This window comes from Amycolatopsis nigrescens CSC17Ta-90 (assembly GCF_000384315.1).
Lineage (GTDB): Bacteria > Actinomycetota > Actinomycetes > Mycobacteriales > Pseudonocardiaceae > Amycolatopsis > Amycolatopsis nigrescens.
On record NZ_ARVW01000001.1, the window covers coordinates 8880484 to 8906385 of the forward strand.

Genomic DNA, 25902 nt, shown 5'->3' on the forward strand with positions numbered 1-25902 from the left:
CTAGCGCAGGACCGCCCGCAACGGTAGACGAGTCGGAAAGGATCACCGGGATAGAGCAAGAGATCGGAGCTGTACTCAGGGTCAACGGGCCACTGGCGAAATACCAGGGATCGTCTTGAGCTCCCCCATCAGCATCGACGACACCGCGACCGGATACTCGTCGAGCGCATACCGGGTCCGCCCCCGCCTGCCCACCAGCGTCACCTGCACCGGGGTGTCGCCTTTGTGTGCGAGCAGGGTCTGCTTGAGCTCGCTGACCACGGACTGGTCGATCTTCTCCGCGGCGGCCAGCAGCACCAGCGGCGGCTCTTCCTCACCGATCGCGGCGTCGGAGAGGTCCAGCGGGATCAACCCCCCACCGAACACCGACATCTTGTCCTCACGCCAGTTCACCCGGCCCTTGACCACCACCGCGTTGTCCTCGATCAAATCCGCCGAGAACATCACATACGCCTTCGGGAAGAACAACACCTCGATCGCCGCATCCATGTCCTCCACCGTGCAAATCGCCCACGGCTCCCCCTTCTTGTTCACCCGCCGATCCAACGAGGTGATCAACCCCGACACGATCAGCTCACCCTCCTTCGGCGGATCAGCCAAAATCGCCGCGATCGGCTTCTTCGCATGCTTGCGCAAAATCCGCTCCGCACCATCCAGCGGATGCGCCGACACATACAACCCCAGCATCTCCCGCTCATAAGCCAACAACTGCTTACGCGGATACTCCTCCTCACCGAACTTCAGATGCGCCAACGGCGACGACGCAGACACCTCCGCATCATCCCCACTCGACCCCAGCGGGACACCCGCACCCGGGCTAAACAGGTCGAACTGGCCCATCGCCTGCTGCCGCTTGAGCGGCACCACGGCCTCGACCGCGTCCTCGTGCACCTGCACCATCGACAACCGGGTATTGCCCAGCGAGTCGAACCCACCCGCCTTGATCAACGACTCGATAACCCGCTTGTTGCACGCCACCAACTCCGACTTGTCCAGAAAATCGGTGAACGTGGAATACTTCCCCTTCTCCTGCCGGGTCTTGATCACCGACTCCACCACGTTCGCCCCCACGTTGCGAACCGCACCCATCCCGAACCGGATGTCATCCCCCACCGCCGCGAACCTCAACGCCGACTCGTTCACATCCGGCGGCAACACCCGAATCCCCAACCGACGACACTCCGACAGATAAATCGCCGACTTGTCCTTGTTATCCCCCACCGACGTCAACAACGCCGCCATGTACTCCGCGGTGTAATTCGCCTTGAGGTACGCCGTCCAATAACCCACCAGCGCGTACCCCGCGGCATGGGACTTGTTGAACGCGTACCCGGCGAACGGCAGGATCGTGTCCCACAGCGCCTGGATCGCCTGATCCAAGAAGCCGTTGGCCCGCATCCCGGCCTGGAAGCCCTCGAACTCCTTCTCCAGCACTTCCTTCTTCTTCTTGCCCATCGCCCGGCGGAGCACATCCGCGCGGCCCATCGAGAACCCGGCCACCCGCTGCGCGATCTGCATGATCTGCTCCTGGTAGACCACCAGGCCGTGGGTCTCGGCCAGGATCTCCCGCAGCGGTTCCGCCAGCTCCGGATGGATCGGCTCGATCGGCTGGCGACCGTTCTTCCGGTCCGCGTAGTTGTTGTGCGTGTTCATCGCCATCGGGCCGGGCCGGTACAGCGCGTTCACCGCGATGATGTCGTCGAACCCGGTCGGCCGCAGGCGGCGCAGCAGGTCGCGCATGGCCCCGCCGTCGAGCTGGAACACGCCGAGGCTCTCCCCGCGAACCAGGAGCTGGTATGCCTCGGAGTCGTCCACCTTCAGCGTGTCCAGGTCGATGTCCTCGCCCCGGTTGGCCTTGACGTTGTCGATCGCGTCGCCGATGACGGTGAGGTTGCGCAGGCCGAGGAAGTCCATCTTCAGCAGACCGATGGCCTCGCACGACGGATAGTCCCAACCGGTGATGATCGAACCGTCGTCCCGCTGCCACAGCGGAATGGCGTCCACCAGCGGCTCGGCCGACATGATCACCGCGCAGGCATGCACGCCCGCGTTGCGGATCAGCCCTTCCAGGCCGCGGGCCGTATCGAAGATCTTCGCCACTTCCTGGTCGTTCTCGACCAACGCGCGGACCTCGGCCGCCTCGCCGTAGCGCTCATGCCCAGGGTCGACGATGCCGGCAAGCGGGATGTCCTTCGCCGCGACCGGCGGCGGCAGCGCCTTGGAGATCTTGTCCGCGATCGCGTAACCGGGCTGGCCGTAGTGCACCCGGGCGGAGTCCTTGATCGCCGCCTTCGTCTTAATGGTGCCGAAGGTGATCACCTGCGCGACCTTGTCCGCGCCGTACTTGTCCGTGGCGTAGCGGATCATCTCACCACGCCGGCGGTCGTCGAAGTCCATGTCGATATCGGGCATCGAGACGCGCTCGGGGTTCAGGAACCGCTCGAACAGCAGACCGAGGTCGAGCGGATCGAGGTTCGTGATGCCCAGCGCGTAGGACACCAGCGAGCCGGCGGCCGAACCACGGCCCGGCCCCACCCGGATGCCCACCTCGCGGGCGTGGCGCATCAGGTCGGCGGTGATCAGGAAGTAGGCCGGGAACCCCTTCTGGGTGATCACGTCGATCTCGAACTCGGCCCGCTCCAGGTAGGCGGGCGGCACCCCGTCCGGCAGCCGCCACCGCAGGCCGTCCATCACCTGCTCGTGCAGCCAGGACGACGCGTCATGCCCTTCGGGGACCTCGAACACCGGCATCCGGTCCTGGTGGGAGTAGACCTCTTCGTAGGACTGGACCCGCTCCGCGATCAGCAAAGTCGCATCCGCCGCACCCGGAACCTCCGAGTCCCAGTACTCCCGCATCTCCGCGGCCGACTTCAGATAATAACCATCACCATCGAACTTGAACCGATTCGGATCATTCAGCGTCTTCCCCGCCTGCACACACAACAACGCCGAATGCGTATCCGCCTGATCCTTCGTCACATAATGCGAATCATTCGTCGCCAACGGCCGCAACCCCAGCTGACCGCCGATCTCCAGCAAACCCTCACGCACCGACCGCTCAATCGGCAACCCGTGATCCATCAACTCCAGAAAAAAATTGTCCGCCCCGAAAATATCCTTGTAATCCGACGCCGCCTGCAACGCCTCGGCCCACTGCCCCAGCCGCAACCGCGTCTGCACCTCACCCGACGGACACCCCGTCGTCGCGATGATCCCCTCATGATTCTCCGCGATCAACTCACGATCCATCCGCGGCTTGCGGTAATACCCCTGCAAACTCGCCAACGACGTCAGCTTGAACAAATTACGCAAACCCGTGCTGTTCTCCGCCAACATCGTCATATGCGTATACGAACCACTACCCGAAACATCCCCGCCCTCACCGAACTCATCCGCACCACGCTGGTTCGACTGCCCCCAAAACACCGGCTTCTTGTGAAACCGGCTCTCCGGCGCCACATACGCCTCCACCCCGATGATCGGCTTCAGCCCGGCCTTCCTCGCCTGCTGATAGAACTCATCCGCCCCATACATATTGCCGTGATCGGTCATGCCCACCGCCGGCATCTCCAACCCCGACGCCTCCGCGAACAACGGAGCGATCTTCGCCGCACCATCAAGCATCGAATACTCGGTGTGCACATGCAGATGGACGAAGGAGTCCATGGACTCACTCCTCACGGTTGTAGGCTTGGACCCGGCCAGCGCATTTGACCCAAGGGACAGCAGCCCTGTCCAACAATCGACACGCCGGCCAAGAACAACCAGCGGTTGTGGAAGGAGCGCAGATGGAGCTGGACCTGGGTGCGGTCCGCGCCTTCGTGGCAATCGTCGAGCACCGGCACTTCGGCGAGGCCGCCGTCCAGCTCGAGATCAGCCAGCAGGCGATCTCGAAGCGGATCGCGAAGCTCGAAGCCGATCTCGGCGCGACCCTGTTCCACCGCGCACGCGGCGGGGCAAGCCTGTCCGAGGACGGTGAGTCCTTCCTCACCTACGCCCGCGCCCTGATCGGCACGGCCGACCAGGCGACCGAAGCGATCCGACGGCGGCGGCGCCCGCTCCGGGTGGACGTGCTGAACACCCGCATCGCCTCGACCGAGCTGCTCCGGGCGTTCCACCAGGACAACCGCGACGTGGAGATCGACATCGTGCTCTCGGACGGATTCCGCAGCGCCCATCCCGGACTCGTGCGCGGCACGATCGACGCCACGTTCGTCAGGACCATCGGCACCCTGCACGAGTCGATCGCGCGGACCCCCGCCTACCTGGAGCCGCTGCACCTGCTGGTCGGCCGCGGGCACCGGCTGGCGAGCCGGAAACAGGTCAGGCTCGCCGAGCTCGCCGGCGCGACGGCGTGGATGCCCGGCAACGAGCCGGACAGCGAGTGGGCGGACTTCTACCGGGGGCTGGCCGCGGAGTTCTCCCTCCGGATCGACACCACCGGCCCCGACTTCGGCATCGAGTACCTGCTCGACGAGCTGGGCGAAGCGACGGACAAGATCAGCTTCGCCGGTGAGAAGACCCAGCTTCCCTGGCACCCGCGGATCGTCCGGATCCCGGTCACCCGGCCCATCCCGGTATACCCGTTCACCCTGCTCTGGCGTCGCGACAACCGGCATCCCGCGCTGCCCGCGCTCATCGAGCACGTCCGCGCCGGCTACCGCCCGCCGGACCCACGCGAGATTTCACTGTCCACTTCGGAGCGAGCGGACTTCGGACTGGACGGGTGACTACCGGTACATGCGCACCCAGTCCACGTGCACGGCCACGTTGTCGGGGGTGGTCTCGTCCGGCGCCGGGATCCAGCCCGGCGCACCGTACGGGCCGGGGTCCTGCTGCATCACCAGGTGCATCGGCTTGTTCGGGATGGCCGGTTTCTTGGTGCTGTACCTGGTGTCGTAGACGGTCTGCCCGTCGATGGAGAACTTGACGTAGTCCGGCTGCCAGTCCACCGCGTAGACGTGCCACTGGGTGTAGTCGCCCCAGAGCTTCCCGCTGTCGCGTTCGCCGTTCGGCGGCTCCCCCCAGTGCACCGAGGACAGCGCCGAAATCCGTTGTGGACGGACGCTCTCCACGATGTCCAGCTCACCGTCCTGCGGCCATACGTTGGACTTCGGCCACAGCAGCATCGCCGCCCCGTAGCCCTTGCCGGGGTCGAACTTGGCGCGCACCATCCACAGCCCGTAGGTCTGGTCGCCCTTGCCGAGGCACCAGCACAGTGCGCCGGAGACGTTGCCGGCGCCGGTGGGGTCCTTGCCCCGGCCGTTGATGCGCAGCTCTCCGTCGCCGACCGAGAGCTCGCTGGGCTTCCAACTGGAGATGCCGTTGGACGAGTTGCCGTCGTAGGTGCCCCACCTGGTCTTGTCCAGGGCGGAGCCGGTGAACTCGTCCGCGTCGACCAGCTCGCGGCCCGCCGCCATCGCGTCTACCCCGGCCCTGTCCTGGCCTGCCAGTGCGGGCGTGCCCGCGCTGACACCGGCCTGCAGCGTCAGTGCCGCGCCGATCGCCAGTACCTTCCGCCGGGTCCTGCCGGTTTTCGCCGTCATCGCCTCGCTCCGATCTCGGTGGTGTTTTCTACAGTTCGGCCAGTACCCGCACGGTGAGCAGCACGATCAGCAGCACCGTGGCCAGCCCCGCGGCGAGGTCCAGCCGTCTAAGCCGGTACCGGCTCCCGTCACTGGCCCGTTCGGCGACGGTGATCCTGGCCAGCACGAGCACCAGGAACACGGCGAAGACGCCGGCCGCGGACCAGGACAGCGCGGTGGCGGCCGGGTTCACCGGTGCCCCTGCCCGGTCCGCGCGCGGACCAGCCTGGCCGGCACCCCGGCGTATACCCCCGGCTCGGGGCAGTCGGCGGTCACCACCGCCCCGGCCGCGATCACCGCGTCGTCGGCGATCCGCACCCCGGGCAGGATGGTCACCCTGGCGCCGGTCCAGACCCGGTTGCCGATCCGCACCGGCCGGCCGACCGGCCGCCGCGACACCTCGCCGTGCGCCTCGGCGTGGTGCGAGGTCACCACCATGGTCTGCATGCCGAGCTGGCAGTCCTCCCCGATGGCGACTTCGGCGACCAGCTCGAAGAAGCAGCCGACGTTGACGAACGTGCCCCGGCCGATGCGGAGGTTCCGCGGCCGCCCGGCCAGTTGGAGGCCGGGGAAGATGTTCATCGTGCGGGCGTCGATGCCGCAGGCCCGGTAGAGCGCCCAGCGCGGCACCCTTGGCATGAGCGTGCTGCCGGCGATCACGTTGAGCAGTGCCCGCTTGGTCAGGAAACCGAGCTCGATACCCAGCTCGCGGCGCAGCTTCGCGGGCCAGCCGGCGCGAACCTCCGGTGCGGCCTTCATCGGCTCGCCAGTGCGTCACCGGTGCTTGACCGGATCGCGTCCAGCTCGCGGCGAAGCCGGGAACGCAGGTCGTCCACCCGCCCCAGCAGCCGCGCGGACTCCGCATCCCGTTGTGCGGCAAGGTTGTCCACGTGTTCCCGCAGCACCGCGGCGCCGACCCGGTCGGTGCGGACGGACCGCTCCGCACTGCCGACCGAGCCGAGGAAGTCCGCGCATTTCGGCTGGTACTCCAGTCCGACCAGGGGCACCGCGGCCGCCGCCCCCAGCACCAGCGCGTGCAACCGTTCGGCCAACAGCACCGTGCACTCGCCCACCGCGTCCAGGTAGTCCGCGACCGTGCGGGTGGCGCGCACCTCCACCCGCTCCTCGGGCACCCCGGCCAGGCGCACCGCCGCCGCGGCCAGCGGTCCGTCCTTCGGGTTGATCACCATGAACCGGACGGACCAGCCGTCGGTCACCAGACCGCGGACGGTCTCCGCCACCTCTGCCAGCACGCGGTCGTGGTCGTGGCCCCAGAGGTCGTCACCGAAGCCGAGGTTGACGCCGAGCAGCTTCTCCCGCACCACCCCGGCTCGGCCCGGCTCGTGCAGCAGCGCCGGATCACCGACCAGTTCCGCTTCGACCCCGACCGACGCCAGCAGCTCCACCGAACGCGGGCCGCGCACGGTGACCCGGTCGAACCGCCCGCACAACCCGGTCCAGCGGGCCAGTTCCCCGTTGCCGGAGAAGGAGTTCTTGCCCTGGAATGCCGGATCCTCGACGCCGATGCCGATCAGGTACCACGGCCGCCGCCTGGCCAGCAGCGCACCGGTCGCGCTCAGCAGCAGCCGCCAGTTCCGCCTGCCGACCACGGTGCCGCCGCCGACCAGCACGGCCCGTCCGCCCGCGCCGATCAGGCCGCCGCCGAGCACCCGGCGGGCGAACCCGGCCGGGTCGTGCGGCACCTGCCATGGCTCCACTGTGGACAGCCGAGGGAGCAGCGCATCGGCGATGGCGTCGTCCCCGAGATTGCCCTGCCCGGTCCAGCCGACGTAGAGCAGCCGGGTACGCGGGTCGGTCATCGTGAACCTCCGGTTTCGTGCTGTGACGTGCGGGCGAGCAGTACCGCGTCGCCGAGGGCCAGCTGCTCGCGGTAGGCGCCGGACGAGACCAGCTCGGCGCGCACCGAGCCGCTCCAGCCGGCGGGCAGGCCGAGCATGGTCACCCCGTAGTTGTCCTGGGCGCGGGTGATCACCACGAACTCGGGGCCGAGCCCGCGGACGCAGGGGCCGGCGGCGGCCTCGGGCGGGCAACTCCGCTCCAGCGAGCCCTGCTTGACCTCACCGACCCTGGCCCAGTTCAGCGGGGCATACGCGGTCAGCGAAGCGATCCGTTGACCGGGATCAGCGACCCGGTACGCCTCGGCGACCACCGCGCGGTCCTCGTCGCGGAAGGCGACATAGCCGTCGTTCCCGCCCCTGGCACCGACCAGCATCACCGCGGCCACGCCGAGCAGTACCACCACCGACGCCGTCGCGAACCGGCGGAACCCGGTGAGCAGGCGGTTCAGTGCCGCACCGGCCAGTGCGCACAGCAGCGGCAGGGCGTAGAGATAGGACCGCAGCAGCATTTCCCCGCCGTAGGACTGCAGGGCGACCAGGCCGATCGGCGCGAGCGCCGCGGCGGCGAGCGCGACCGGCCTGCCCTTCGGACCGCGAAGCCCCCACCAGCCGAGCGCGGCGAGGCCGGCCACCAACGCGACCAGCCCGGCCCGCAGGCCGAGCACCGCCATCCGGCCGGCGTCACCGGTGACGCGTTGCTCCACGTTCTCCCGTACCGCGCCGGACAGGTCGCCGATCCCACCGGTGAGCACGTGCAGGTGGCCGATCCAGTAGTCCCCCGCGCCCAGCACCAGCCAGGTCAGCGGGGCCAGCACGGCGACCGCGAGCAGCCACGGCATGCGCAGCCTGCCCGAGACGGTCAGCACCGCCAGCACGGCGGCCAGCGCGAACGGCGTCACCTGGTGGGCCGGGGCCAGCGCGAGGATCAGCACGACCAGGACGAGTGCGGCCTGCAGCGGCCGCGCCGAGCCTTCCGCCCGGTCCGGCCAGGACGGCCGGAACGACCAGCCCGCCGCTTCGGTGATCGCCGGACGGCACAACCACCGCAGCACCACGGCCAGCGCGCCGAGGTAGAGCAGGAAAGCGAGTCCCTGCGGGGAGAAGTAGTCCTGTTCGACCCAGTTCACGCCGAGGAACACCCAGACCGCGAGCCACGCGCCCCGGCCACGGCCGAGTACCGCGACGGCGACCGCATGCACCCCGATCGCGGCCAGCCCGGTGAGCACCGGTGGCGCCCAGTTCAGCAGTTCGGCCGCGTTCTCGATCCCGGCCAGCCGGCTCAGCCAGGCGATGAAGGCGAAGAAGGCGGGCCAGGAGAACCGCGCGTCGAAGTTGTGCAGCACCTCGCCGTGCCCGGCGATGTAGTCGCTCCAGCCCGCGTGCAGCCAGGCCACCGGCAGCCGGGCCGCCGGTTCGACCAGCGACGGCAGCCCGTACCGGCCGGCCACCGCGACCAGGCAGGCCAGCGCGAGCAGCCAGGTCCGCGGCCGCGCCGAGCGCAGCTCGAGCACGAACCCGGCCGACAACCCGGCCAGCCCCAGCAGCACCGCCGGATGCAGGGCGGTGAGCAGGCCGAAGGAGTCCAGCCGCCCCGGATCGACCGGCCGCAGGAACCACGCCTGCAGGCCGACCGCCGCCAGGCACAGTGCCGGCGGGAGCCAGCGTGCCGTCTTTCGTTCCGGCACGACGTCTGTGCCGCTCGTCCGTTCCCCGGTCACCACACTCACCGGACCACCTCGCCACCGCGTTCGCGGAACCGACGGATCAAGCCGGGCAGCACCACCACGAGCACCAGGCACTGCGCGAGCAGGTAGCCCAGCGCCGGCCCGAGCAGCGCCGCGCCTGCCGGCGCCAGCAGCACACCGAGCAGCACCAGCACCGCGCTCGACGCCTGGATCGCGCCGGCGCCCTTGCCGTCCCCTGCCATCAGCCGGACGGCGACGCCCAGCGCGACCAGCACTCGCAGCACCAGCCCGGCCAGCAGCACCCGCAGCGCCGCCGTCCCCTGCTCCGCGTAGGCATGGCCGAACAGGCCCAGCAGGACCGGCGCGAGCACCGCACCGGCCGCCGCGCCCGCCGGCACCAGGACGGCCAGCCGTTTGCCGACCAGTCGCAGGATCGACGGCCGGGCCGCGGGATCGGCGGATCCCCGCAGCACCATCGAGTTGACGAACCCGTTGACCGCGTAGTCGGCCGCGTTGAGCCCGGTCCAGATCACGAAGAAGGTGGCGCCGAGCGCCGGGCCGTAGTGCCCGATCACCAGCAGCGGCACCGAGTTGTACAGCACCGCGGTGCCGATCGTGGCGAGGTAGGTCGGCCCGAGGAAGGACAGCACCTCCCGGCGTCCCGGCAGTTCGGCCGGGATCCCCGCCTGCACTGCCCGCACTGTCCGCTGCCGCACCAACACCAGGATCAGCACTCCGGCGAACACGGTGAACAGCACCGTCGGCGCGATCCAGGAGACCAGCACGCCGAACGTGCCGAGCGCCGCGCCCAGCACCGGCAGCGCGAGCACCCGCGCCAACCCGAACGCGCCGTTGAACATCGGCACCCACCAGGCGCGGCCGAGCGCGGCCAGCACGTAGTCCTGCAACTGGAACAGCGCCCAGCACACACTCGCCGGCACGAACAGCAGCGCCCCGGCGCCCCCCATGCCATGGCCGACCACGTCCCCGGCTGGCAGCAGCAGGAACACCAGCGCCGCCACCGTCGCCGCCACCGCGACGACCAGGTACGCACGGCCGACCAGCAGGCCGGTGCGGGCACCGGCGCGCGGCAGCCAGCGCAGGATGCCGAGCCCGGCGTTGAGCTGGGCGATCCCGGCCACCAGGATGAACCCGGAGACGAACGCGGACGCCCGCCCCACCGCGTCCTGGGGCAGCGTGGCCGCCGCGACGATCCAGCACAGCAGCCCGGCCAGCCCGGTGACGGCCGCGCTGAGCGAGAGCGCGGTGCCGTCACCGAGCACGCGGCGATCACCTGCCGGCTGTTCCGGCGCGAGTGCCGGAGCACGCCCGCTCATCGGCCGCCTCCCGCGTCCGCGCGGGAAAACCGGACCGGAACCAGCCGCACCACCAGCAGTACGGCGCTCACCGACAGGAGGCAGACCGAAGCCGTGGCCGGGCTCCAAGCGCCGGTCAGCAGCATGACCTGGGCGATGATCAGGTCGACGGCGACGCTCAGCGCCACCGCCAGCGCCCAGGTCGTCGAGCCGGTGCCCGGCCCGAAGTTGGCGAGCACGGCCCAGCCGGGCACCAGCGCGAAGAACGCCACCGTGACGGCGAGCCGCAGCGGGCCGGAAAGGTCGAACACGGCCAGCAGCCCGGTCAATCCGGTGAGGCCGAGCAGGAGCGCCGCGATCCACCGGGTGCGCTGCTCGCTCATCGGCCTCGTCCCCTCGCCTGCAGCACTTCCCGCAGCAGCGCCGCCGGCGCGGCCGCCACGCCCCGCAGCTCTTCGACGAGCAGCCGGCGGGGATAGCCACGGCCACGGCTCGCGTTGCGCTCGGAACGGGGGTCGGCGAACAGGCGCAGCCCGCGCGGAAGCGCGCCGGCGATCGCGGCGGGGCCACCGGGACGCCGGGTGTAGAGCAGGAACATCGCGGCCAGCCCGGTACCGTAGCCGCGCAGCTGACGGCGCAGTTCCTCTTCCGTGGCCCGGTGCTCGTGCCACACCAGCGCGTGCGGGGTGTAGGCCAGCCGCCCGCCGGAGCCGAGCAGCCGGAGGAACAGGTCGAGGTCCTCGCCGGAGCGGGTGCGGCGGCCCGGCCCCAGCCGTTCGTCGAGCCCGCCGAGCGACAGGTACGCGTCCCGCGACCACATCATGTTGTTGCCCGAGCCGAAAACGCCAGGGGACAACAGGTAGCGGGCCGCCCCGCCCGGTGTCTCCGGCCCGAACACCCGGCGCTGGTATCCCTTGCCGAAACCGCCGAACTCCTCGAACCACACCTGCGCCGCGGTGTCCAGGCACATCGGCATGACCAGGCCGGTGGTGCAGTCGGTGCCGGGCTGGGCGAGCTCGGCCACCCCCTCGGTCAGCCAGTGCGCGTCGGCGACCGCGTCGTCGTCGGTGAACGCGAGCACGGTGCCGGTGGCCCGCCGCGCGCCCAGGTTGCGGGCCCGGCTGGCGCCGGGTTCCGGTTCGCGCAGATAGTGCACGCGTTCGTCGGACGCGGCCAGCTCCCGCAGCTCCGGTCGGGCGCGGCCGGGCACGTTGTCCACCACGAGCACTTCGAGATCGGGATAGCCGGTGGCGAGCACGCTGTGCACGCATCGCCGCAGCAGCGCGGAATCACCCGCCGTTGCGAGCACCACGCTCACCCTCGGCAGTACCGCCGGCGGCGACGGCCGCACCGGCCTCAGTCCGGCCAGTTCGCGGATCTCGTCGGCGGGCAACGACCGCTCGTCTTGTCCTTTGTGGACGGTTCCGAGCACGGACCGGCCCGAGCGGACCAGCACCAGCGCGTCCCCGGCGCACTCGACCTCGTCCGGACGGTCCACTTCGAGATCCACCGTGCACAACCTGGTCGGTGTGAACTCCGGGGCCGCCGGGCGCCTCGACCGCACCCGGCCCGCGAGGTAGCCAACCCCAGCCGCGGAAGTGGCCAGTAGCAGCCCTCCCCCGGCCGCGACCGCGTCGCGGCGGGAGCCGGCACCGCGCACCGCGCCGCCGAGCGAGCGCAGCAGCGCGCGCGGGATCACCGAGCGGACGTAGGACCGCTCGGTGGACAGGGCGTCCTGGCTGCCGATCATCCGGGAGATGGCCGCCTTGGACAGTCCCTCCGACCAGCTCCGCCGCCGCAGGTAGGCCCAGCCGGTCCGCTCTTCGGTCACCCGGTGCCGCACGGTGGCCGCCGGCTGCAGGATCACCTTGGCGCCGGGCAGTCGCTGCCGCAGCCGGATGCACAGCTCGGTTTCCTCGCAGCCCAGCGGAAGTGCGGCGGTCCGGCCGATCTCCTCGGCGAACCCGCCGAGGCTCAGCACCACGTCGCGGCGGAAGGACATCGCGCAGCCCATCAGGTTCCGCACCTCGCCCAGCTCGACCGGCTGGCCGGTGAAACCGCAGCCGACCACCCAGTACAGCTCGGCCGGCAGCCAGGCCGGGGCGGCACCGTCCGGCCAGACCGGCAGCGCCTTCCCGCCCACCGCCATCACCAGCGGATCCGCGTAGGGCGCGAGCAATTCCGCGAGCCAGCCGGGATCGGCCGTCGCGTCGTCATCGAGGAAGGCGACGATCTCGCCGGTGGCCGCGCGCACCCCGGCGTTGCGCGCGCCGGAAAGCCCCTGGCGGCCGTCGCTGGCGAGCACCCGCACCGCGCCGCCATCGAAGGCGGCCGCCGCACGGCTTGCCAGCGCCGGGTTGTGGTCGACGACCAGCAGCACCTCGGCCGGGGCGCTGGTCTGACCCGCCAGCGACTTGACCGCCTCGGCCAGATCGTGCCAGCGCTGTTCGGTGTAGCAGCAGATCACCACCGAAACCGTCGGCAGGCGCTCGTTCACGGGCGCACCGCCCGGTCCAGCCCGTTCTCCACGGTCTCGGCCCCCAGTCTGGCGCGTCGTCGGCGCAGCCGCCGGGCACGGGCGTGCTCGCGGAAGATCACCCGGAGCACCCGGACCCCGTCGCGGAAGGTGGCCAGGTTGCTGGTGCCGTGCAGCCGGTCGCGCTCGAAGCTGGGCACCTCGGTGATCTTCAGACCGGCCAGCGCGATCCGGCAGTTGATCAGCGTCTCTATCTCGAAGCCGTCGCCCCACTGCCGGCCCGAGCCGGCGGGCAGGTCCACCGCGGGCAGCTTCAGCGTGTCCAGCACGTCCGCCCAGAACGCGTTGTACCCGTAGCAGAGATCGGTGAACCGGGTGCGCATCAGCCGGTTGGTGATGAGGTTGAGCGCCGCGTTGCCGGACCGCCGGAGCAGGGTGATGTCGTCGCTGCCGCCGCCACGGGCGAACCGGCTGCCCTTGGCGAAATCCGCCCCGGCGATCAGGGTTTTGACGAACAGCGGGATCTCTTCGGGGGCCGCCGACCCGTCGGCGTCGAACATGACCACCACGTCGCCGGTCACCTGAGCGAACCCGCAGGCCAGCGCGTTTCCTTTGCCGGCACGGGTCTGGGTGACCACCTCGATGCCGGGAAGGGTCTTTCTGGCCACCTCGACGGAATCGTCGACCGAATGACCGTCGACCAGGATCACCTGGTGCACCGGGGGCAGTTTCGGGAGCACGACCTCCAGGTTTCTCGCTTCGTTGAGGACGGGGACGATAATGGATATCCGGGGATCGGGAGAGCGCATGGCCACCTCTCACAGGTGTCGGTCCGAATCACCGCCCTTCCGAATTGTCCGGTGGCGTCATTCGGCATCAATACGCTGAAACCGGGCAGCACGGCAGAACTCGGGGGCGTGCCGCCCGTCGGGTACACTTGGTCGGGACTGGTCGACCGCACGAAGGATGGCAGCGCTGATGGCCGAGGAGCAGATGTGCGTCTGCGGACATGCGAAGGCCGCACATCAGCATTTCCGCCCAGGCAGCGACTGCGGCAGTTGCGGTGTGCAAAAATGCCCTGAGTTCAGGCGAGACAAGCGCGCCGAGCGTCAACTCAAGGCGCGCGAAGATCCGGCGCGGTAGCCAGGATCAGAATCCACTCGGTCTTCGGCATCTTCTGCCGGTTCCCACACCCGGGATGGTGTGCGGGAAAAGACGTGGCGGAACGCTCTCAGCGATGGGGTGACAGAATCTCGTCCCATCGCACCGGGTAACCGAAGGGGCGGGGCGTTTGTCCCTCATGAGAAGTCCGAAACGGTTGTTGGGTGACGGATCATGAACTGAATGTGATTGATGAGGATCACAGGTTCACCTCATCTTGTCAATGGTCTCAACCACTGCATACCAGTCAGCCCGACGCCGCCCGACGCTGAACTTTCCTTTCCCAGCGGCTGCCGCTCCCGCCGCCGCCACGGCCGTCGCCGACCCCGTCCCACCTGGGGGTTGCCAGATCAGGCCCGGAGGATCCATACTTTGTTGCAGCCGACAACGAACGTCCCCGCGAGGTGCCGATACGATCTTTTTTCACAGTTACCAGTTGGCCGCGACCGGCACCGGTGCCGCCGCGGGACAACGCCGCGGCGGTAAAGTTCCGTTACTTCCCGATGAACTTCCCGCCCGCCGTTGAGCTGACCGAAAACAGCATCCGTGAATTCTGGTCTGCGATGTGCTCAGAATTCGAACCGTGGCGAAGAATCAGCGAGTGTCACCGGTTCCGCGGTCACCGCCCAGCCGGCGGCCAGCTCGTCGGCGAGCGCCGCGGTCAGCCGCCGGACATCGTCGGAAGCCGAGGAGTGCATGGCCTCCGCAACTACCAGCACGGCCCGCGTCGAACTGCGGACCGCCGAGTAGCCGCTCTGCCGGTTGACCCAGCGCCGGGCGTGCACCCTGGCGGCGGCGTCCGCGAAGATCACCTCACCGGCGGCCGGGTTCTCCGTCTCACCGGAGAAGGTCAGGTAGGTCTCGTCGCCGACCGCACGACGAACCTCCACGTACTCCTCGATCTCGGCGACGTCGAACACCGCCACCGGAATCGCGAAGGCGAGCGAAATCGCGTTGCAGATGTCGATCAGCGGATGGATCCGCGGTAGTTCCCGCTCCTTCTTGAACCGCCGCAGCAGCGATTCCGAGGCACAGCGGTACTGGGTGGGCTTGAGCCCCATCCTGGTGTAGGCGCGCCGCCATGCCTGGATCTCCGGCAGCTCCGCCTCCGAACGGCCTTCGAGCCGGGACGCCGCGATCGTGGTGAACTTGTCGATCCGGTCGCCCACGAAAACGGCAGTGACGTCCTCGGTGATCCCCTCGGCGTAGAGCACGCCGGGCACCAGTTCCGGGAAGTCCGTCCAGATCTCACTCGAGTGCTGAAAGTGCATGACCCTCCCCGGCACGGCAGCCCTGTCAGCGCCGACCTTACGCACGCCGCCGTGGCGCGGGCCGGACTACCCCGCCGGCTTCGCGCCGAAGAGCCACAGCGTCAGCGCCGTCAGCGCCGCGGACACCGCACCGGCCACCATGACGGCCGGCAGGGAGATCGAGTCGACCACCACCCCGCCGAGCAGCGCGCCGACGGAGATGGTCGCCTGGAAGGACGAGGTGAACAGGACCGTCGCCGCCTCCCGCGCGTGCGGAGCCGCGTCGGCGAACCAGGTCTGCGAGCAGACCGGGACCGCACCGTAGGCGAACCCCCAGAGCACGAGCAGCCCGATCGCGCCGGCCTGCCACTGCCCGGCCACCGGCAGCAGCAGGGTCGCCCCGGCCACCAGGCAGGCACCGACGACGAAGGTGGCCCGCAGGCCACGCGCTATCGCCGCGCCCGCGACGAAGTTCCCGGCGAGCCCGGCCACCCCGTAGGTCAGCAGGATCGTGCTGATCAGCACCGGGTCCACCCTGGTTACCTGCTCCAGGAACGGGGTCACGTAGGTATAGGCGCCGAAGTGGGCGACCACGATCAGGAAGGTCGCGGCCAGCCCGAGCCGGACCCTGCCGGCGCGAAGCAGGCCGCGCAGCACGGCCGGGCTGGTGACCTGCACGGCCGGCAGCGGCGGCAGCAGCACGACCAGTGCGATAAGGACGGCCACGGTCAGCACGCCCAGCACCGCGAAGGCGGCCCGCCAGCCGGCGAACTGCCCGATCAGGGCGCCCGCGGGCACCCCGAGCACCGAGCCGAGCGGCACCGCAGCGAAGATCACCGCGGTCGCGGTACCGGCCGCCCGCTCGCGCACCAGCCGTACCGCGAGGCCGGCGCCGATCGACCAGAAGCCGCCGATGGTCAGCCCGACCAGGACCCTGGCCACCAGCATCACCCAGTAGTCCGGTGCGATGGCGGCCAGCAGGTCGGCCAGTGCCAGCAGGGCGGTCAGCGCGCACAGCATCAGGCGACGGTCGATCCGCCCGGTCGCCACGGTGACCAGCGGGGCCGCGACCGCCGCGACGATGCCCGGCACCGTCATCATCCAGCCCGCCGTGCCCGCCGAGATCTGGAAGCTCGCGCCGATCGGCGTCAGCAGGCCGATCGGCATGATCTCGGTGGTGACGATGGAGAAGATTCCCAGCATCACGGCCACGACCGCGAGCCAGCCGGTCAGCGGCGGTCGTGTCGAATCAGCGGCGCCTTCGAGGGAGGTAGTGATCATGCGGTCCAGGACAGCAGCCGCCACCGGCCCCCGTCTGGCGAAAACACGACGGCGTAGTCACCGGCATGTCGATTTCCGCCTCTCCCGTTCGACGTGTCTACGAGTGAACGTCAAGCGGGACCACTGAGTGTGGTACGGCAGCAGGAAGGATCCGCCATGAACACGAACACCATCGGCAAGGCCACCCCGACCGTGAGCTACCGCGGGCTCGCCATGCTCCGCGCCGTCGGCGCCGGCCGCGCCCAGGTCTCCTGCAGCAGCGAGCCGGACCTGTTCATCGACGGGGTGTCCTGCTGCGACCAGTTCACCGCGCACACCCTCGCGCACCAGGGCCTGCTCCGGCCGAAACGGCCCGGCGCGCTGGGGCAGCGCGTGCCGGCCGCGCTCACCTCCGCCGGCCTCGCGATCATCACCGCGCAGCCCGTCGCCGCCTGACAGGCCCCGGAAAGATATCGCCTCCGGCCCGAAAAGTCCGCAAGAGGAAATAAGAAGGCCAACTAAAGCGCGTCATACTGAGAATGGAGTTCTCCCCTGGCGAAATGATCAAGCGAAGGAGCCCGGCATGACGGCCGTCGAATCCGCCCGCCGAACCAAATGGCTCACCGCACTGAACGAGAAGTACCACCATCTGGCGCTGGCCCTGTTCATGTTCGTCGTGCTAGCGCACTGGTCCGAGCATATCGTGCAAGCTGTGCAGATCTACGCCTTCGGCTGGAAAATCCCCGACGCCCGCGGCGTGCTCGGCATTCCTTTTCCCTGGCTGGTCACCTCGGAATGGATGCATTACGGCTACGCGCTCATCATGCTCATCGCGCTGTGGGCACTGCGCCGCGGTTTCGCCGGCCGTTCGCGGCAATGGTGGAACCTGGCCTTCGGCATCCAGTTCTGGCACCACATCGAGCACCTGCTGTTGCTGCTGCAAGCGCAGACCGGCTGGCGCCTCGACGGCGGACCGGTACCGACCAGCATCATCCAGCTGTTCATTCCCCGGGTCGAGCTGCACCTGTTCTACAACACCATCGTCACCATCCCGATGATCGTGGCGATGATCCTGCACCGCCGCGCCTCGGCCGCCGAGCGCGCGCGGACCGGCTGCCACTGCGGGCTTCCCCGCGAGCGCGAACGCACGCCGGCGGCCACCGGATGACAAACCGGATGACGACCGGTCCGGCTCGCCGCGCACTGGCACTGCTGCTGTTCCTGACGGGCTGGCTAGGACTCGGGGTGCTGGCCGCGGCGCCCGCCTCCGCGCACGTCAGGATCGTCTCCACCGCCCCCGGCGAAGGCGCCAGGCTGAGCAGCGCGCCGGCCCAGGTCTCCGTGCTGCTGTCCGAAAGCGTCGGCATCCAGCAGGACTCGCTGCGGGTGCTGGACGAACGCGGCGGGCGGGCCGACACCGGGCCGGTGTTCCAGCCCGGCGAGGTGGCCGAAGAGCTGGCCGTCCGGCTGCGGCCCGGCCTCCCCGACGGCAGTTTCCGGGTGGAGTACGCGTTCCTGTCCACCGACTCCCATCCGGTGCGGGGCACCTTCGTCTTCGTCATCGGCGACGGTCCGCTGGTCACCGACAGCGGCACGGTTTCCACCACCACCGCCACGGACGCGACGGTGGACGTCATCTCCACCGGGGCACGCTGGGCCGCCTTCGCCGGTGTGGTGCTGCTCGGCGGGCTGGTGTTCGTGCCGGCCTGCCGCCCAGCCGGGCGCGCGGACCCGGTCGTGCGCAAGCTGGTGCGCTGCGGCTGCGCGGTCTCCGGGCTGGCCGCGGTGGCCGCGTTCCTGATCCAGGGGCCCTATGTGGCCGGACGCGGAGTGTCTTCGCTCTTCTCCGCAGACCTGCTGGCGACCACGTTGAGCGTCTCCTACGGCAAGCTGCTCCTGCTGCGCCTCGGCGCGGTCGCGGTGCTGGCGGTACTGGCCGGCCGGTTGCTCGGGCCGGGCCCGCCGCTTTCGGCCCGGCTGAACGCCCGGTACGAAAACCTCGCCATGGTCGCCGGTTTCGTGGTGCTGCTCAGTTTCTCCGCGTCGGGTCACGCGGCCGCCGATCCGGTGCCGTACTTCACGATCACCGCCGATCTCGCGCACCTCGGCGCGATCGCGGTCTGGTCGGGCGGGCTCGTCCAGCTGGCGGTGGCCTTGCGCCGGGAGAGCCCCGGCGAGGACCTGGCGGCGGTGGCGGCCCGTTTCTCCCGCATTGCCGCGGTTTCGGTCGCCGTCGTGGTGCTCAGTGGCGCCTTTCTCGGCCTGCGGCACCTTCCGTCCCTTTCCGCGCTCTGGTCCTCCGGCTACGGCCTCGTCCTGCTGGCCAAACTGGCTGCCTTCGGGTTGCTGCTGATGGTGGCGAACCTGAGCCGAATGGCCGTGCGAAGAATGGCCATCCGGCGGGAGACCACCGGAACCGCCGGAATCGCTGTGCTCACCACGAACCTGACGCGGCTGCGGTTGACGGTGGGTACCGAGGTGGCGATCGCGGTCGTGCTACTCGGACTCGCCGCCAGGCTCTCCACACTTTCCCCGGACGCCTGAGTTCGCCACCCGGATGCCGGATAACGCCACTGTTGGTGACCGACCAACGCGGCGGTCCGGCCTACCCGGTGCGCTCAAATAGCCGCTACCGGTGACCGAAGCGCTGCCGTAGCGTCCGTTCCCAGGTGTACACCGTCGTTTCCGGCCCTTCTCCCCCTGCTTTGGAGGCCGATCGTGAGTCGACGTTCCCTTCACGCCATCCTTGCCCTGGCCGGCGCCGCCGTTACCGCGGCCGCGCTGGCTACCCCCGCCTCGGCCACCGTGCCGTCCTTACTGGACGCCTCGGCCGACCCGGCCGCGCTCGCCGGCGCCCAGCAGTCGCTCAGCCGGCAACTCGGTGCCGAGTTCGCGAACACCTGGCTGGACGCCTCGACCGGCAAGCTCGTCGCCGGCGTCACGGATGCCTCGCGCACGTCGCAGGTCCGTGCCGCGGGCGCGATCGCGAAGGTGGTGCGCCACAGCGCCACCGAACTGAACGACGTCAAGTCTACTTTGGACCATCGAGCCGGAAGTGCGCCCGACTCGGTCACCGGCTGGTATGTGGACGTGGCAACCAACGAAGTCGTGGTGTCCGTGCTGAACCGGGACGCGGCCGGCCTGGCGTGGGCCGCGGACGCCGGCACGGAGGCGTTGCGCGTCGAACAGGCCACCGAACGGCCACGGCCGATGTGGAACATCATCGGCGGCCAGGCGATCAACTTCAGCTCCGGCCGCTGCTCGGTGGGCTTCAACGCGCGCAACTCCTCCGGCACCCGGTACGTGATCACCGCGGGGCACTGCACCGACCTCGGCGGCACCGTGTCCGGCCCCGGCGGCACCATCGGCCCGGTCGCCGGTTCTTCCTTCCCCAGCAACGATTACGGCATCATCCGGGTGAGCAGCAGCTCGGCCGTGTCGACCGCGCTGGTGGACCGCTACAACGCCGGTTCGGACGTCACGGTGGCGGGCTCGACGGTGACCCAGGTCGGCGGCCGGATCTGCCGTTCGGGTTCCACCACCGGCTGGCGCTGCGGCACCGTCGGCGCGTTCAACCAGACCGTGAACTACGGCGGTGGCGACATCGTCTACGGCCTCACCAGGACCAGCGCCTGCGCCGAGCCGGGCGACTCCGGCGGCTCGTTCGTCAGCGACCCCGGATCCGGCACCCGCGTGCAGGCCCAGGGCATGACCTCGGGTGGCTCCGGTAACTGCTCATCGGGTGGCACGACCTACTTCCAGCCCGTCAACGAAGTGCTTTCGAACTACAGCTTGACCCTGTACACCGGCTGATCCATCAGCGGTACGGTGCGCCCGCCCGGTCTTGGCACCGGGCGGGCGTTCTGTTTCATACCGGCAAATAGCCGGCTTTTTGCCCTTTGGCCAAAGGGCAAAAAGCCGGCTATTTGCCTGGGGTGGAGGCTGGGAAGCGGGCGATCCAGCGGTGCTGCCACGGCATTTCGACCGCCCGGCGGTGGTAGTTCGCCCGTGTCCAGGTGACCGCGTCGGCCTTCGGCACCCCGGCGAGCACGGCGAGGCAGGCGATCACCGTGCCGGTCCGGCCGACGCCCCCGCCGCAGGCGACCTCGACCAGCCGGCCGGCGCGAGCCCGCTCGTGCAGCGCGCGGATCTGCGCGATGGCACCAGCCCGGTCGCGCGGCAGCAGGAAGTCCGGCCAGTCGATCCAGTCGTGGGGCCAGCTCAGCTCGTGGTCGTGCCGCTGCCGCAGCCGCGCACCGCCAAGGTAGAGGCCGTAGTCGGGCACGATGCCCGCCGGCGCCGGGTCGCGCAGGCCGCGACCGCGCACCCAGGACTCGTCGGGCAGCTTGGTCGCTCCGGTGAGGGTCGAGTTGGTCATACCCCATCCTGCCGTGGACACGGCCTGAAGCGCTCCCTTGTGGGACCGCTCGCCCACACGTAGCATGCTACTCCATCCTACTGGTACTTCACTTGCAGACAGTGGCGTATCAAGAGCTTCTCTCCGCCGGTCATCGTCGACAGGAGGTCCAAAATGGCGCGTGTGATCAGCGACGGCTCACTGCGGGCGAGCACCATGCGCAGGGTGACCCGCAGGGTCGTCCCGCTGCTGATGCTCGGCTACATCGTGAGCTACATCGACCGGATCAACATCAGCTTCGCCAAGTTCGGTCTCGAAGAGACCTTCGGGATGTCCGCGACCCAGTACGGGTTCGCGGCCGGCATCTTCTTCGTGGGTTACGTGCTCGCCGAGGTACCCAGCAACATGATCATGGCCAAGGTCGGTGCCCGGATCTGGCTCAGCCGGATCATGGTGACCTGGGGCGTCATCGCCGCGCTGCTCGCCTTCGCGCCGAACGTGGAAATGGTCTACGTGCTGCGCTTTCTGCTCGGCATCGCGGAAGCCGGCTTCTTCCCCGGCATCCTGGTCTACCTGACGCACTGGTTCCCCAACTCCGAGCGCACCAAGGTGATCTCGACCGTCATGGTCGCCATCCCGCTGGCCGGGGTGATCGGCGGCCCGCTCAACGGCTGGATCCTGTCCGCCTTCGACGACGTGGCCGGCCTGGACGGCTGGCGCTGGATCTTCCTGGTCGGCGGTATCCCCGCGGTCGTGCTGGGCGTGGTGTTCTTCCTGACCGTCACCGAACGCCCCGCGGACGCCCGCTGGCTCGGCGAGGCACAACGCGAATGGCTGATCACCACCCTGGCCACCGAGGAGGCCGAGCGCACCGCCACCGCACCCGCCGGGCACCGCGCGGTGTTCCGCAACAAGAAGGTGCTCGCGCTCACCGCGGTCTACTTCCTGCTGCAGTGCGGCGCCTACCCGCTCATCTACTGGATGCCCTCGGTGATCAAGGACGTGGGCGCCACCCTGAACAGCGTGCAGGTTGGCTGGCTGTCCGCGGTGCCGTTCCTGATGGCCGCGATCTGCATGTACCTCGCCGGCCGCCTGGTGCGGGACGAACGTTCCTCGAAGCCGGTGCTGATCGCGCTCGGCGTCTCAGTGGTGGCCTTCGCGGTGACCGCGGTCGGCCTCGGCACCCCGGCGCTGGCGTTCTTCGCGATCACGGTCGCGACCATGGCCGCGCAGACGGCCAAGCCGTTGTTCTGGTCCCTGCCAACGGCTTTCCTGGCCGGGGTCGGTGCCGCGAGCGGCATCGCGCTGATCAACTCGCTCGGCAACGCGGCGGGTTTCATCAGCCCGTTCGCGGTGGGCTGGATCCAGGACATCTCCGGTGGCAACGCGGGCCTGTCGATGACCGTGATGATACTGGCCAACATACTGGCCATGGCCGTGATCGGCGGCCTGTGGCTGTCCGCCCGGCGCAGGCGAACAGCACTGGAGCCCGCGATCCCCGATGCGCCTGACCGGCCGTCGGGACGGTAGCGGCTATGCTGGGCAGCCCCGGCCGGGCCGAGCGGGCCGGGGCAGCCAGGTTCTCGTTCGGCTGGGCACGGGGAGCCACTTGTCAGAAGCGCCGGTCGACAGCAAGTCCGAGCAGATCGCCGCCGAGATCCGCGACGCGATCAGGGTCGGCCAGCTCCAGCGCGGGGTGCTCTACTCCTCGCGTGAGCTGGGCGAGCGCTTCGGCGCCTCGCGTACCCCGGTGCGCGAGGCACTGCTCAAGCTGGCCGACCTCGGCCTGGTCAAGATCGAGCGCAACCGGGGCGCCAGGGTGCTCGGGCCGGACGGCCGCGGCATCGTCGAGCTGTGCAGCCTGCGGGTGCTGCTCGAACCGCCCGCCGCCCGCAGTGCCGCCGCGGTGATGACCGGCCGCGACGAAGAGGCGCTGGCCGCCGAGTTCAAGATCATGGAGAAGCTCGCGGACGGCAGCCCCGAGTACTTCGCCGCGGACGAGCGGCTGCACGACCTGATCCTGCGTGCGAGCGGGAACCTGCGGCTGGCGAAGTTCGTCGGCGAGCTGCGGCAGACCCTGGCACTGGACGGCCGGTTCAGCGTGCCGAAGTACCAGTCGGTGGAGACCGCGCTCAAGGACCACTGGGACATCATCGAGGCGCTGCGCAAGCGCGACGGCGAGGCCGCCGAACGGGCCATGCGCAAGCACATCGTGCGTTCCGCCGACCTGTTGGTGGCGCACAGCGGCGAGGACAACCGCGGGCTGGTCGCGGAATGGCGGCGCTGGGTCGAGATCGCCGTGCCCGCCGGCGAGCGGATCGTCCACTAAGCACCTCGCCCGTCCCTTCACCGGCCGAACCTTGTCCGACAGTTGCATGCTACTTGGCTCTGGTAGTACGTTACTGGCGTATTGCCCTCGGCGGTCTGCTGAAAGGATTCCCCTTTGACTTCCCCCTCCTACGCGGCCTCGGTCGCCCGAGGTCTCTGGGCTTCGGGCGCCGACCTGGTCGGCTACATCCCGTCGGTCAGCGTCGCACCGGTGATCACCGCGCTGGTCGAGTCCGACGGCGGCGAAGACGGTGTGTCCGGCCGGGTGTTCCCGCTCTCCCGCGAAGAAGAGGCGATGGGTGTGCTCGGCGCCCTGCCGCTCGCCGGCAAGTTCGGCGCGATCGTGATGCAGGACAACGGTTTCGGCAACGCGCTCACCGCGCTGACCACGTTCAACCTCGCCTACCACCTGCCGCTGCTGATCGTGGCGAACACCCGCGGCGGCCTCGGTGAGTACAACTCGATGATCCATTCGCTGTGCCAGCACGTGCCCGGCCTGCTGGACCGGGTCGGCCTGCGGGTCTTCGAACTCGACCGCCGCAGCGACCCCGCCGACTGGGAGGCGGTGGTCGCCGAGGCCGGCACGCACGCCCGGATGACCTTCCGCCCGGTCGTCGTGCTGACACATTTCTGGGCCACCGACGGAAAGGGAGCGTGAGGCGTGCAGCGGATCGAAGCACTGGAGGTCCTGGCCGAAGCCACCGAAGGGCTGCCCGTGGTGGCGACCTGCGCATCGACCAGCCGCGAGCTCGCCGCGGTCGCCGACCGGCCGAATCACCTGTACCTGCTGGACTCGATGGGGCTCGCCGGTTCCGTGGCCACCGGTCTCGCGCTGGCCGTCGCCGGTACCCCGGTCGAGCGGGTGGTGGCCATCGAGGGTGACGGCTCACTGCTGATGAACCCGAACGTGCTGCCCACCGGCGGCTATCTGCGGCCGGCGAACCTGCTGCTGGTCCTGCTCGACAACGGGGTCTACGGCGCCACGGCGAACCTGCCGACCTACGCCGGCCGGGTCGACCTCGGCGCGCTCGCCGACGCTGCGGGCTGGACGGTGCACCGCGCGGGTGATGCCGACGGGCTGCGCGTCGAGCTCGGCAAGGCGCTCACCGCGGACGGGCCGGTTTTCCTGCATGTGCGGGTCGAAGTGGGCAACGCGCCCGACATCCCCAAGCTGCTGGAAAACCCGGTGGTGCTCGGCCGCCGGTTCCAGGACTGGCTGACCGCGACGGCCGGGGGTACCCGATGAGCGCACCGTCCACTGTGGCCAAGGTCCGCACGGTCAATCCGGTGCACGGCGAGGAGATCGCGACCTACCCGGTCACCTCCGAACGCGCGCTCACCGCGTTGCTCGATGCCGCCGCGGTCCGCCGTACCGAGTCTCCCGGCGAGCGGGCCGCCCTGCTGCGGACGATGGCCGCGCGGCTGCGGGCCGGTTCACCGGAGTTCGCGTTCCTGATCACCACCGAGATGGGCAAACCGCTCGGCCAGGCCGCCGCCGAGATCGAGAAGAGCGCCGCGGCCTGCGAGTACTACGCCGAGCACGTCGAGCGGCTCGTCGCGCCCCGGCCGGTGGACGTGGCACCGGACTCCGGGTTCGTCCGGCCGCTGCCGCTCGGCGCGCTGCTGGCGATCATGCCGTGGAACTACCCGTTCTGGCAGGTGTTCCGCGCGATGATCCCGGCCGTCGCGATCGGCAACACGGTCGTGCTCAAGCACGCGGACAACGTCACCGGCAGCGCGTACGCGGTGCAGGCGCTCTTCGACGAGGTCTTCGGGCCCGGCGTGCTCAGCACCGTGGTGCTGCCGCCGCACCGGATCGGGAAGCTCATCGAAGACCCTCGGATCGCCGGGGTCGCCTTCACCGGCAGCAACCGGGTTGGCGCGATCGTCGGCGCCCGTGCCGGTGCGGTGGTCAAGAAGACAGTGCTCGAACTGGGCGGCTCGGACCCGTTCGTGGTGCTCGCCGACGCCGACGTCGGCGCGGCCGCCCGCGCGGCGGTCCGGTCCCGGTTCCTCAACGCCGGGCAGAGCTGCATCGCCGCGAAACGGCTGATCGTGGCGCAGCTGGTGCGGGACGAGTTCGTCGACGCCGCGCTGGCCGAGCTCGACGCGCTGGTGGTCGGCGACCCGCTCTCCCCCGGTACCGACCTCGGCCCGATGGCGCGCGTCGACCTGCGCGACGAACTGCGCCGCCAACTCGGCGCCGGCCTCAGCAGCGGGGCGCGGTTGCTCGGCGGCGGCGAGCCCGACCAGGGGCCCGGCGCCTGGTTCACCCCGACGCTGGTGGAGGTGCCCGACACCGGTAACCCCCTGTTCCAGGACGAGACCTTCGGCCCGCTCGGCGCGCTGCTCGCGGTACCGGCCGAGGCCGACGCGATCGCCGCGGCCAACGCGTCCCGGTACGGGCTGAGCTGCTCGATCTGGAGCCGCGATGTCGAACGAGCGCAGGCGCTCACCGCGAAGATCGACGCCGGATCCGTGTTCGTCAACCGGATCTCCGAGTCCGATCCGCGCATTCCGGTCGGTGGCGTCAAAGCCAGCGGCCACGGCCGGGAGCTCGGCACCCATGGCGCGCTCGAGTTCGCCAACCTCCAGTCGGTCCGCACCGCCTGACCCGGCGGAAAA

Annotated in this window: 24 protein-coding genes; 11 read left to right on the forward strand and 13 right to left on the reverse strand. The window is 69.8% G+C overall.

The genetic code is table 11. The features are described 5' to 3' along the window. Window positions 1-81: 81 nt before the first annotated feature. Window positions 82-3666, reverse strand: a complete 3585-nt coding sequence (gene dnaE / locus AMYNI_RS0142080; protein ID WP_020674165.1) for a DNA polymerase III subunit alpha — start codon at window positions 3664-3666, stop codon at window positions 82-84. A 122-nt stretch (window positions 3667-3788) separates the two neighbouring features. On the opposite strand from dnaE, the gene AMYNI_RS46840 reads away from it, so the two are divergent. Continuing rightward, the gene (locus AMYNI_RS46840; protein ID WP_020674166.1) at window positions 3789-4730 is read left to right on the forward strand and encodes a LysR family transcriptional regulator; all 942 of its coding nucleotides are present in this window, start codon (window positions 3789-3791) and stop codon (window positions 4728-4730) included. Here AMYNI_RS46840 and AMYNI_RS0142090 read toward each other — a convergent pair whose 3' ends face one another. From AMYNI_RS0142090 to AMYNI_RS46860, 9 genes are read right to left on the reverse strand one after another with little or no spacing between them, the layout of a single operon-like run. Continuing rightward, window positions 4731-5546, reverse strand: a complete 816-nt coding sequence (locus AMYNI_RS0142090; protein ID WP_020674167.1) for a glycoside hydrolase family 16 protein — start codon at window positions 5544-5546, stop codon at window positions 4731-4733. It abuts the gene before it with no gap. Window positions 5547-5574: 28 nt separating this feature from the next. After that, on the reverse strand, window positions 5575-5778 hold the full coding sequence (locus AMYNI_RS0142095) for a hypothetical protein (protein ID WP_020674168.1): 204 nt from the start codon (window positions 5776-5778) through the stop codon (window positions 5575-5577). After that, a complete protein-coding gene (locus tag AMYNI_RS50655) occupies window positions 5775-6344 on the reverse strand; it encodes an acyltransferase (protein ID WP_020674169.1) in 570 nt (189 codons plus the stop codon). Before AMYNI_RS50655 ends, AMYNI_RS0142095 begins: the two co-directional genes overlap by 4 nt. Next, entirely contained in the window at window positions 6341-7405 is a 1065-nt protein-coding gene (locus AMYNI_RS46845) for a polysaccharide pyruvyl transferase family protein (protein WP_020674170.1), read from the reverse strand. Before AMYNI_RS46845 ends, AMYNI_RS50655 begins: the two co-directional genes overlap by 4 nt. Next, on the reverse strand, window positions 7402-9171 hold the full coding sequence (locus AMYNI_RS46850) for a hypothetical protein (protein WP_020674171.1): 1770 nt from the start codon (window positions 9169-9171) through the stop codon (window positions 7402-7404). Before AMYNI_RS46850 ends, AMYNI_RS46845 begins: the two co-directional genes overlap by 4 nt. Further along, window positions 9168-10466 carry a hypothetical protein gene (locus AMYNI_RS0142115; RefSeq protein WP_026361598.1) on the reverse strand — a complete coding sequence of 433 codons (1299 nt, stop codon included), beginning with the start codon at window positions 10464-10466 and terminating at the stop codon, window positions 9168-9170. Before AMYNI_RS0142115 ends, AMYNI_RS46850 begins: the two co-directional genes overlap by 4 nt. Next, complete coding sequence (locus AMYNI_RS47670; RefSeq protein ID WP_020674173.1) at window positions 10463-10828, reverse strand: hypothetical protein; 366 nt, start codon at window positions 10826-10828, stop codon at window positions 10463-10465. The genes AMYNI_RS0142115 and AMYNI_RS47670 overlap by 4 nt, the downstream gene beginning before the upstream one ends. Continuing rightward, entirely contained in the window at window positions 10825-12942 is a 2118-nt protein-coding gene (locus tag AMYNI_RS47865) for a glycosyltransferase family 2 protein (protein WP_020674174.1), read from the reverse strand. The genes AMYNI_RS47670 and AMYNI_RS47865 overlap by 4 nt, the downstream gene beginning before the upstream one ends. Next, window positions 12939-13730, reverse strand: a complete 792-nt coding sequence (locus AMYNI_RS46860) for a glycosyltransferase family 2 protein (RefSeq protein ID WP_084628612.1) — start codon at window positions 13728-13730, stop codon at window positions 12939-12941. Before AMYNI_RS46860 ends, AMYNI_RS47865 begins: the two co-directional genes overlap by 4 nt. 169 nt (window positions 13731-13899) lie before the next feature. Between AMYNI_RS46860 and AMYNI_RS49495 the strand changes: the two genes are divergently transcribed. Further along, window positions 13900-14064, forward strand: a complete 165-nt coding sequence (locus AMYNI_RS49495; RefSeq protein ID WP_157357741.1) for a hypothetical protein — start codon at window positions 13900-13902, stop codon at window positions 14062-14064. 587 nt (window positions 14065-14651) lie between these two features. Here the strand turns inward: AMYNI_RS49495 and AMYNI_RS0142135 are convergent. Together AMYNI_RS0142135 and AMYNI_RS0142140 are read right to left on the reverse strand one after the other, a co-directional pair. Next, on the reverse strand, window positions 14652-15353 hold the full coding sequence (locus AMYNI_RS0142135; protein ID WP_020674176.1) for a B3/B4 domain-containing protein: 702 nt from the start codon (window positions 15351-15353) through the stop codon (window positions 14652-14654). A 66-nt stretch (window positions 15354-15419) separates the two neighbouring features. Continuing rightward, window positions 15420-16613, reverse strand: coding sequence for an MFS transporter (locus AMYNI_RS0142140; protein WP_020674177.1), 1194 nt, complete (start codon window positions 16611-16613; stop codon window positions 15420-15422). A 156-nt stretch (window positions 16614-16769) separates the two neighbouring features. On the opposite strand from AMYNI_RS0142140, the gene AMYNI_RS0142145 reads away from it, so the two are divergent. The 4 genes from AMYNI_RS0142145 to AMYNI_RS0142160 all read left to right on the forward strand — a co-directional run bounded on the left by AMYNI_RS0142145 (window position 16770) and on the right by AMYNI_RS0142160 (window position 20405). After that, window positions 16770-17048: a hypothetical protein gene (locus AMYNI_RS0142145; RefSeq protein WP_020674178.1), complete on the forward strand. Its 279-nt coding sequence runs from the start codon at window positions 16770-16772 to the stop codon at window positions 17046-17048. Window positions 17049-17175: 127 nt separating this feature from the next. Continuing rightward, complete coding sequence (locus tag AMYNI_RS0142150; protein ID WP_020674179.1) at window positions 17176-17760, forward strand: hypothetical protein; 585 nt, start codon at window positions 17176-17178, stop codon at window positions 17758-17760. An 8-nt stretch (window positions 17761-17768) separates the two neighbouring features. Further along, window positions 17769-19136, forward strand: a complete 1368-nt coding sequence (locus AMYNI_RS0142155; protein WP_020674180.1) for a copper resistance CopC/CopD family protein — start codon at window positions 17769-17771, stop codon at window positions 19134-19136. 174 nt (window positions 19137-19310) lie between these two features. Then, window positions 19311-20405 (forward strand): S1 family peptidase, encoded by a 1095-nt coding sequence (locus tag AMYNI_RS0142160; RefSeq protein ID WP_020674181.1) that lies wholly within the window; start codon window positions 19311-19313, stop codon window positions 20403-20405. A 109-nt stretch (window positions 20406-20514) separates the two neighbouring features. Here AMYNI_RS0142160 and AMYNI_RS0142165 read toward each other — a convergent pair whose 3' ends face one another. Further along, the gene (locus tag AMYNI_RS0142165; protein ID WP_020674182.1) at window positions 20515-20970 is read right to left on the reverse strand and encodes a phosphatase domain-containing protein; all 456 of its coding nucleotides are present in this window, start codon (window positions 20968-20970) and stop codon (window positions 20515-20517) included. Between the two features lie 153 nt (window positions 20971-21123). On the opposite strand from AMYNI_RS0142165, the gene AMYNI_RS0142170 reads away from it, so the two are divergent. The 5 genes from AMYNI_RS0142170 to AMYNI_RS0142190 all read left to right on the forward strand — a co-directional run bounded on the left by AMYNI_RS0142170 (window position 21124) and on the right by AMYNI_RS0142190 (window position 25890). Then, window positions 21124-22479: an MFS transporter gene (locus tag AMYNI_RS0142170; protein WP_020674183.1), complete on the forward strand. Its 1356-nt coding sequence runs from the start codon at window positions 21124-21126 to the stop codon at window positions 22477-22479. Between the two features lie 79 nt (window positions 22480-22558). Next, window positions 22559-23278, forward strand: a complete 720-nt coding sequence (locus AMYNI_RS0142175; RefSeq protein WP_020674184.1) for a GntR family transcriptional regulator — start codon at window positions 22559-22561, stop codon at window positions 23276-23278. 114 nt (window positions 23279-23392) lie between these two features. Further along, the gene (locus AMYNI_RS0142180) at window positions 23393-23935 is read left to right on the forward strand and encodes a thiamine pyrophosphate enzyme-like TPP-binding protein (protein WP_020674185.1); all 543 of its coding nucleotides are present in this window, start codon (window positions 23393-23395) and stop codon (window positions 23933-23935) included. Between the two features lie 3 nt (window positions 23936-23938). After that, window positions 23939-24523: a thiamine pyrophosphate-dependent enzyme gene (locus tag AMYNI_RS0142185; RefSeq protein WP_020674186.1), complete on the forward strand. Its 585-nt coding sequence runs from the start codon at window positions 23939-23941 to the stop codon at window positions 24521-24523. Beyond that, the gene (locus AMYNI_RS0142190; protein WP_040406273.1) at window positions 24520-25890 is read left to right on the forward strand and encodes an aldehyde dehydrogenase family protein; all 1371 of its coding nucleotides are present in this window, start codon (window positions 24520-24522) and stop codon (window positions 25888-25890) included. Before AMYNI_RS0142185 ends, AMYNI_RS0142190 begins: the two co-directional genes overlap by 4 nt. Window positions 25891-25902: the final 12 nt, after the last annotated feature.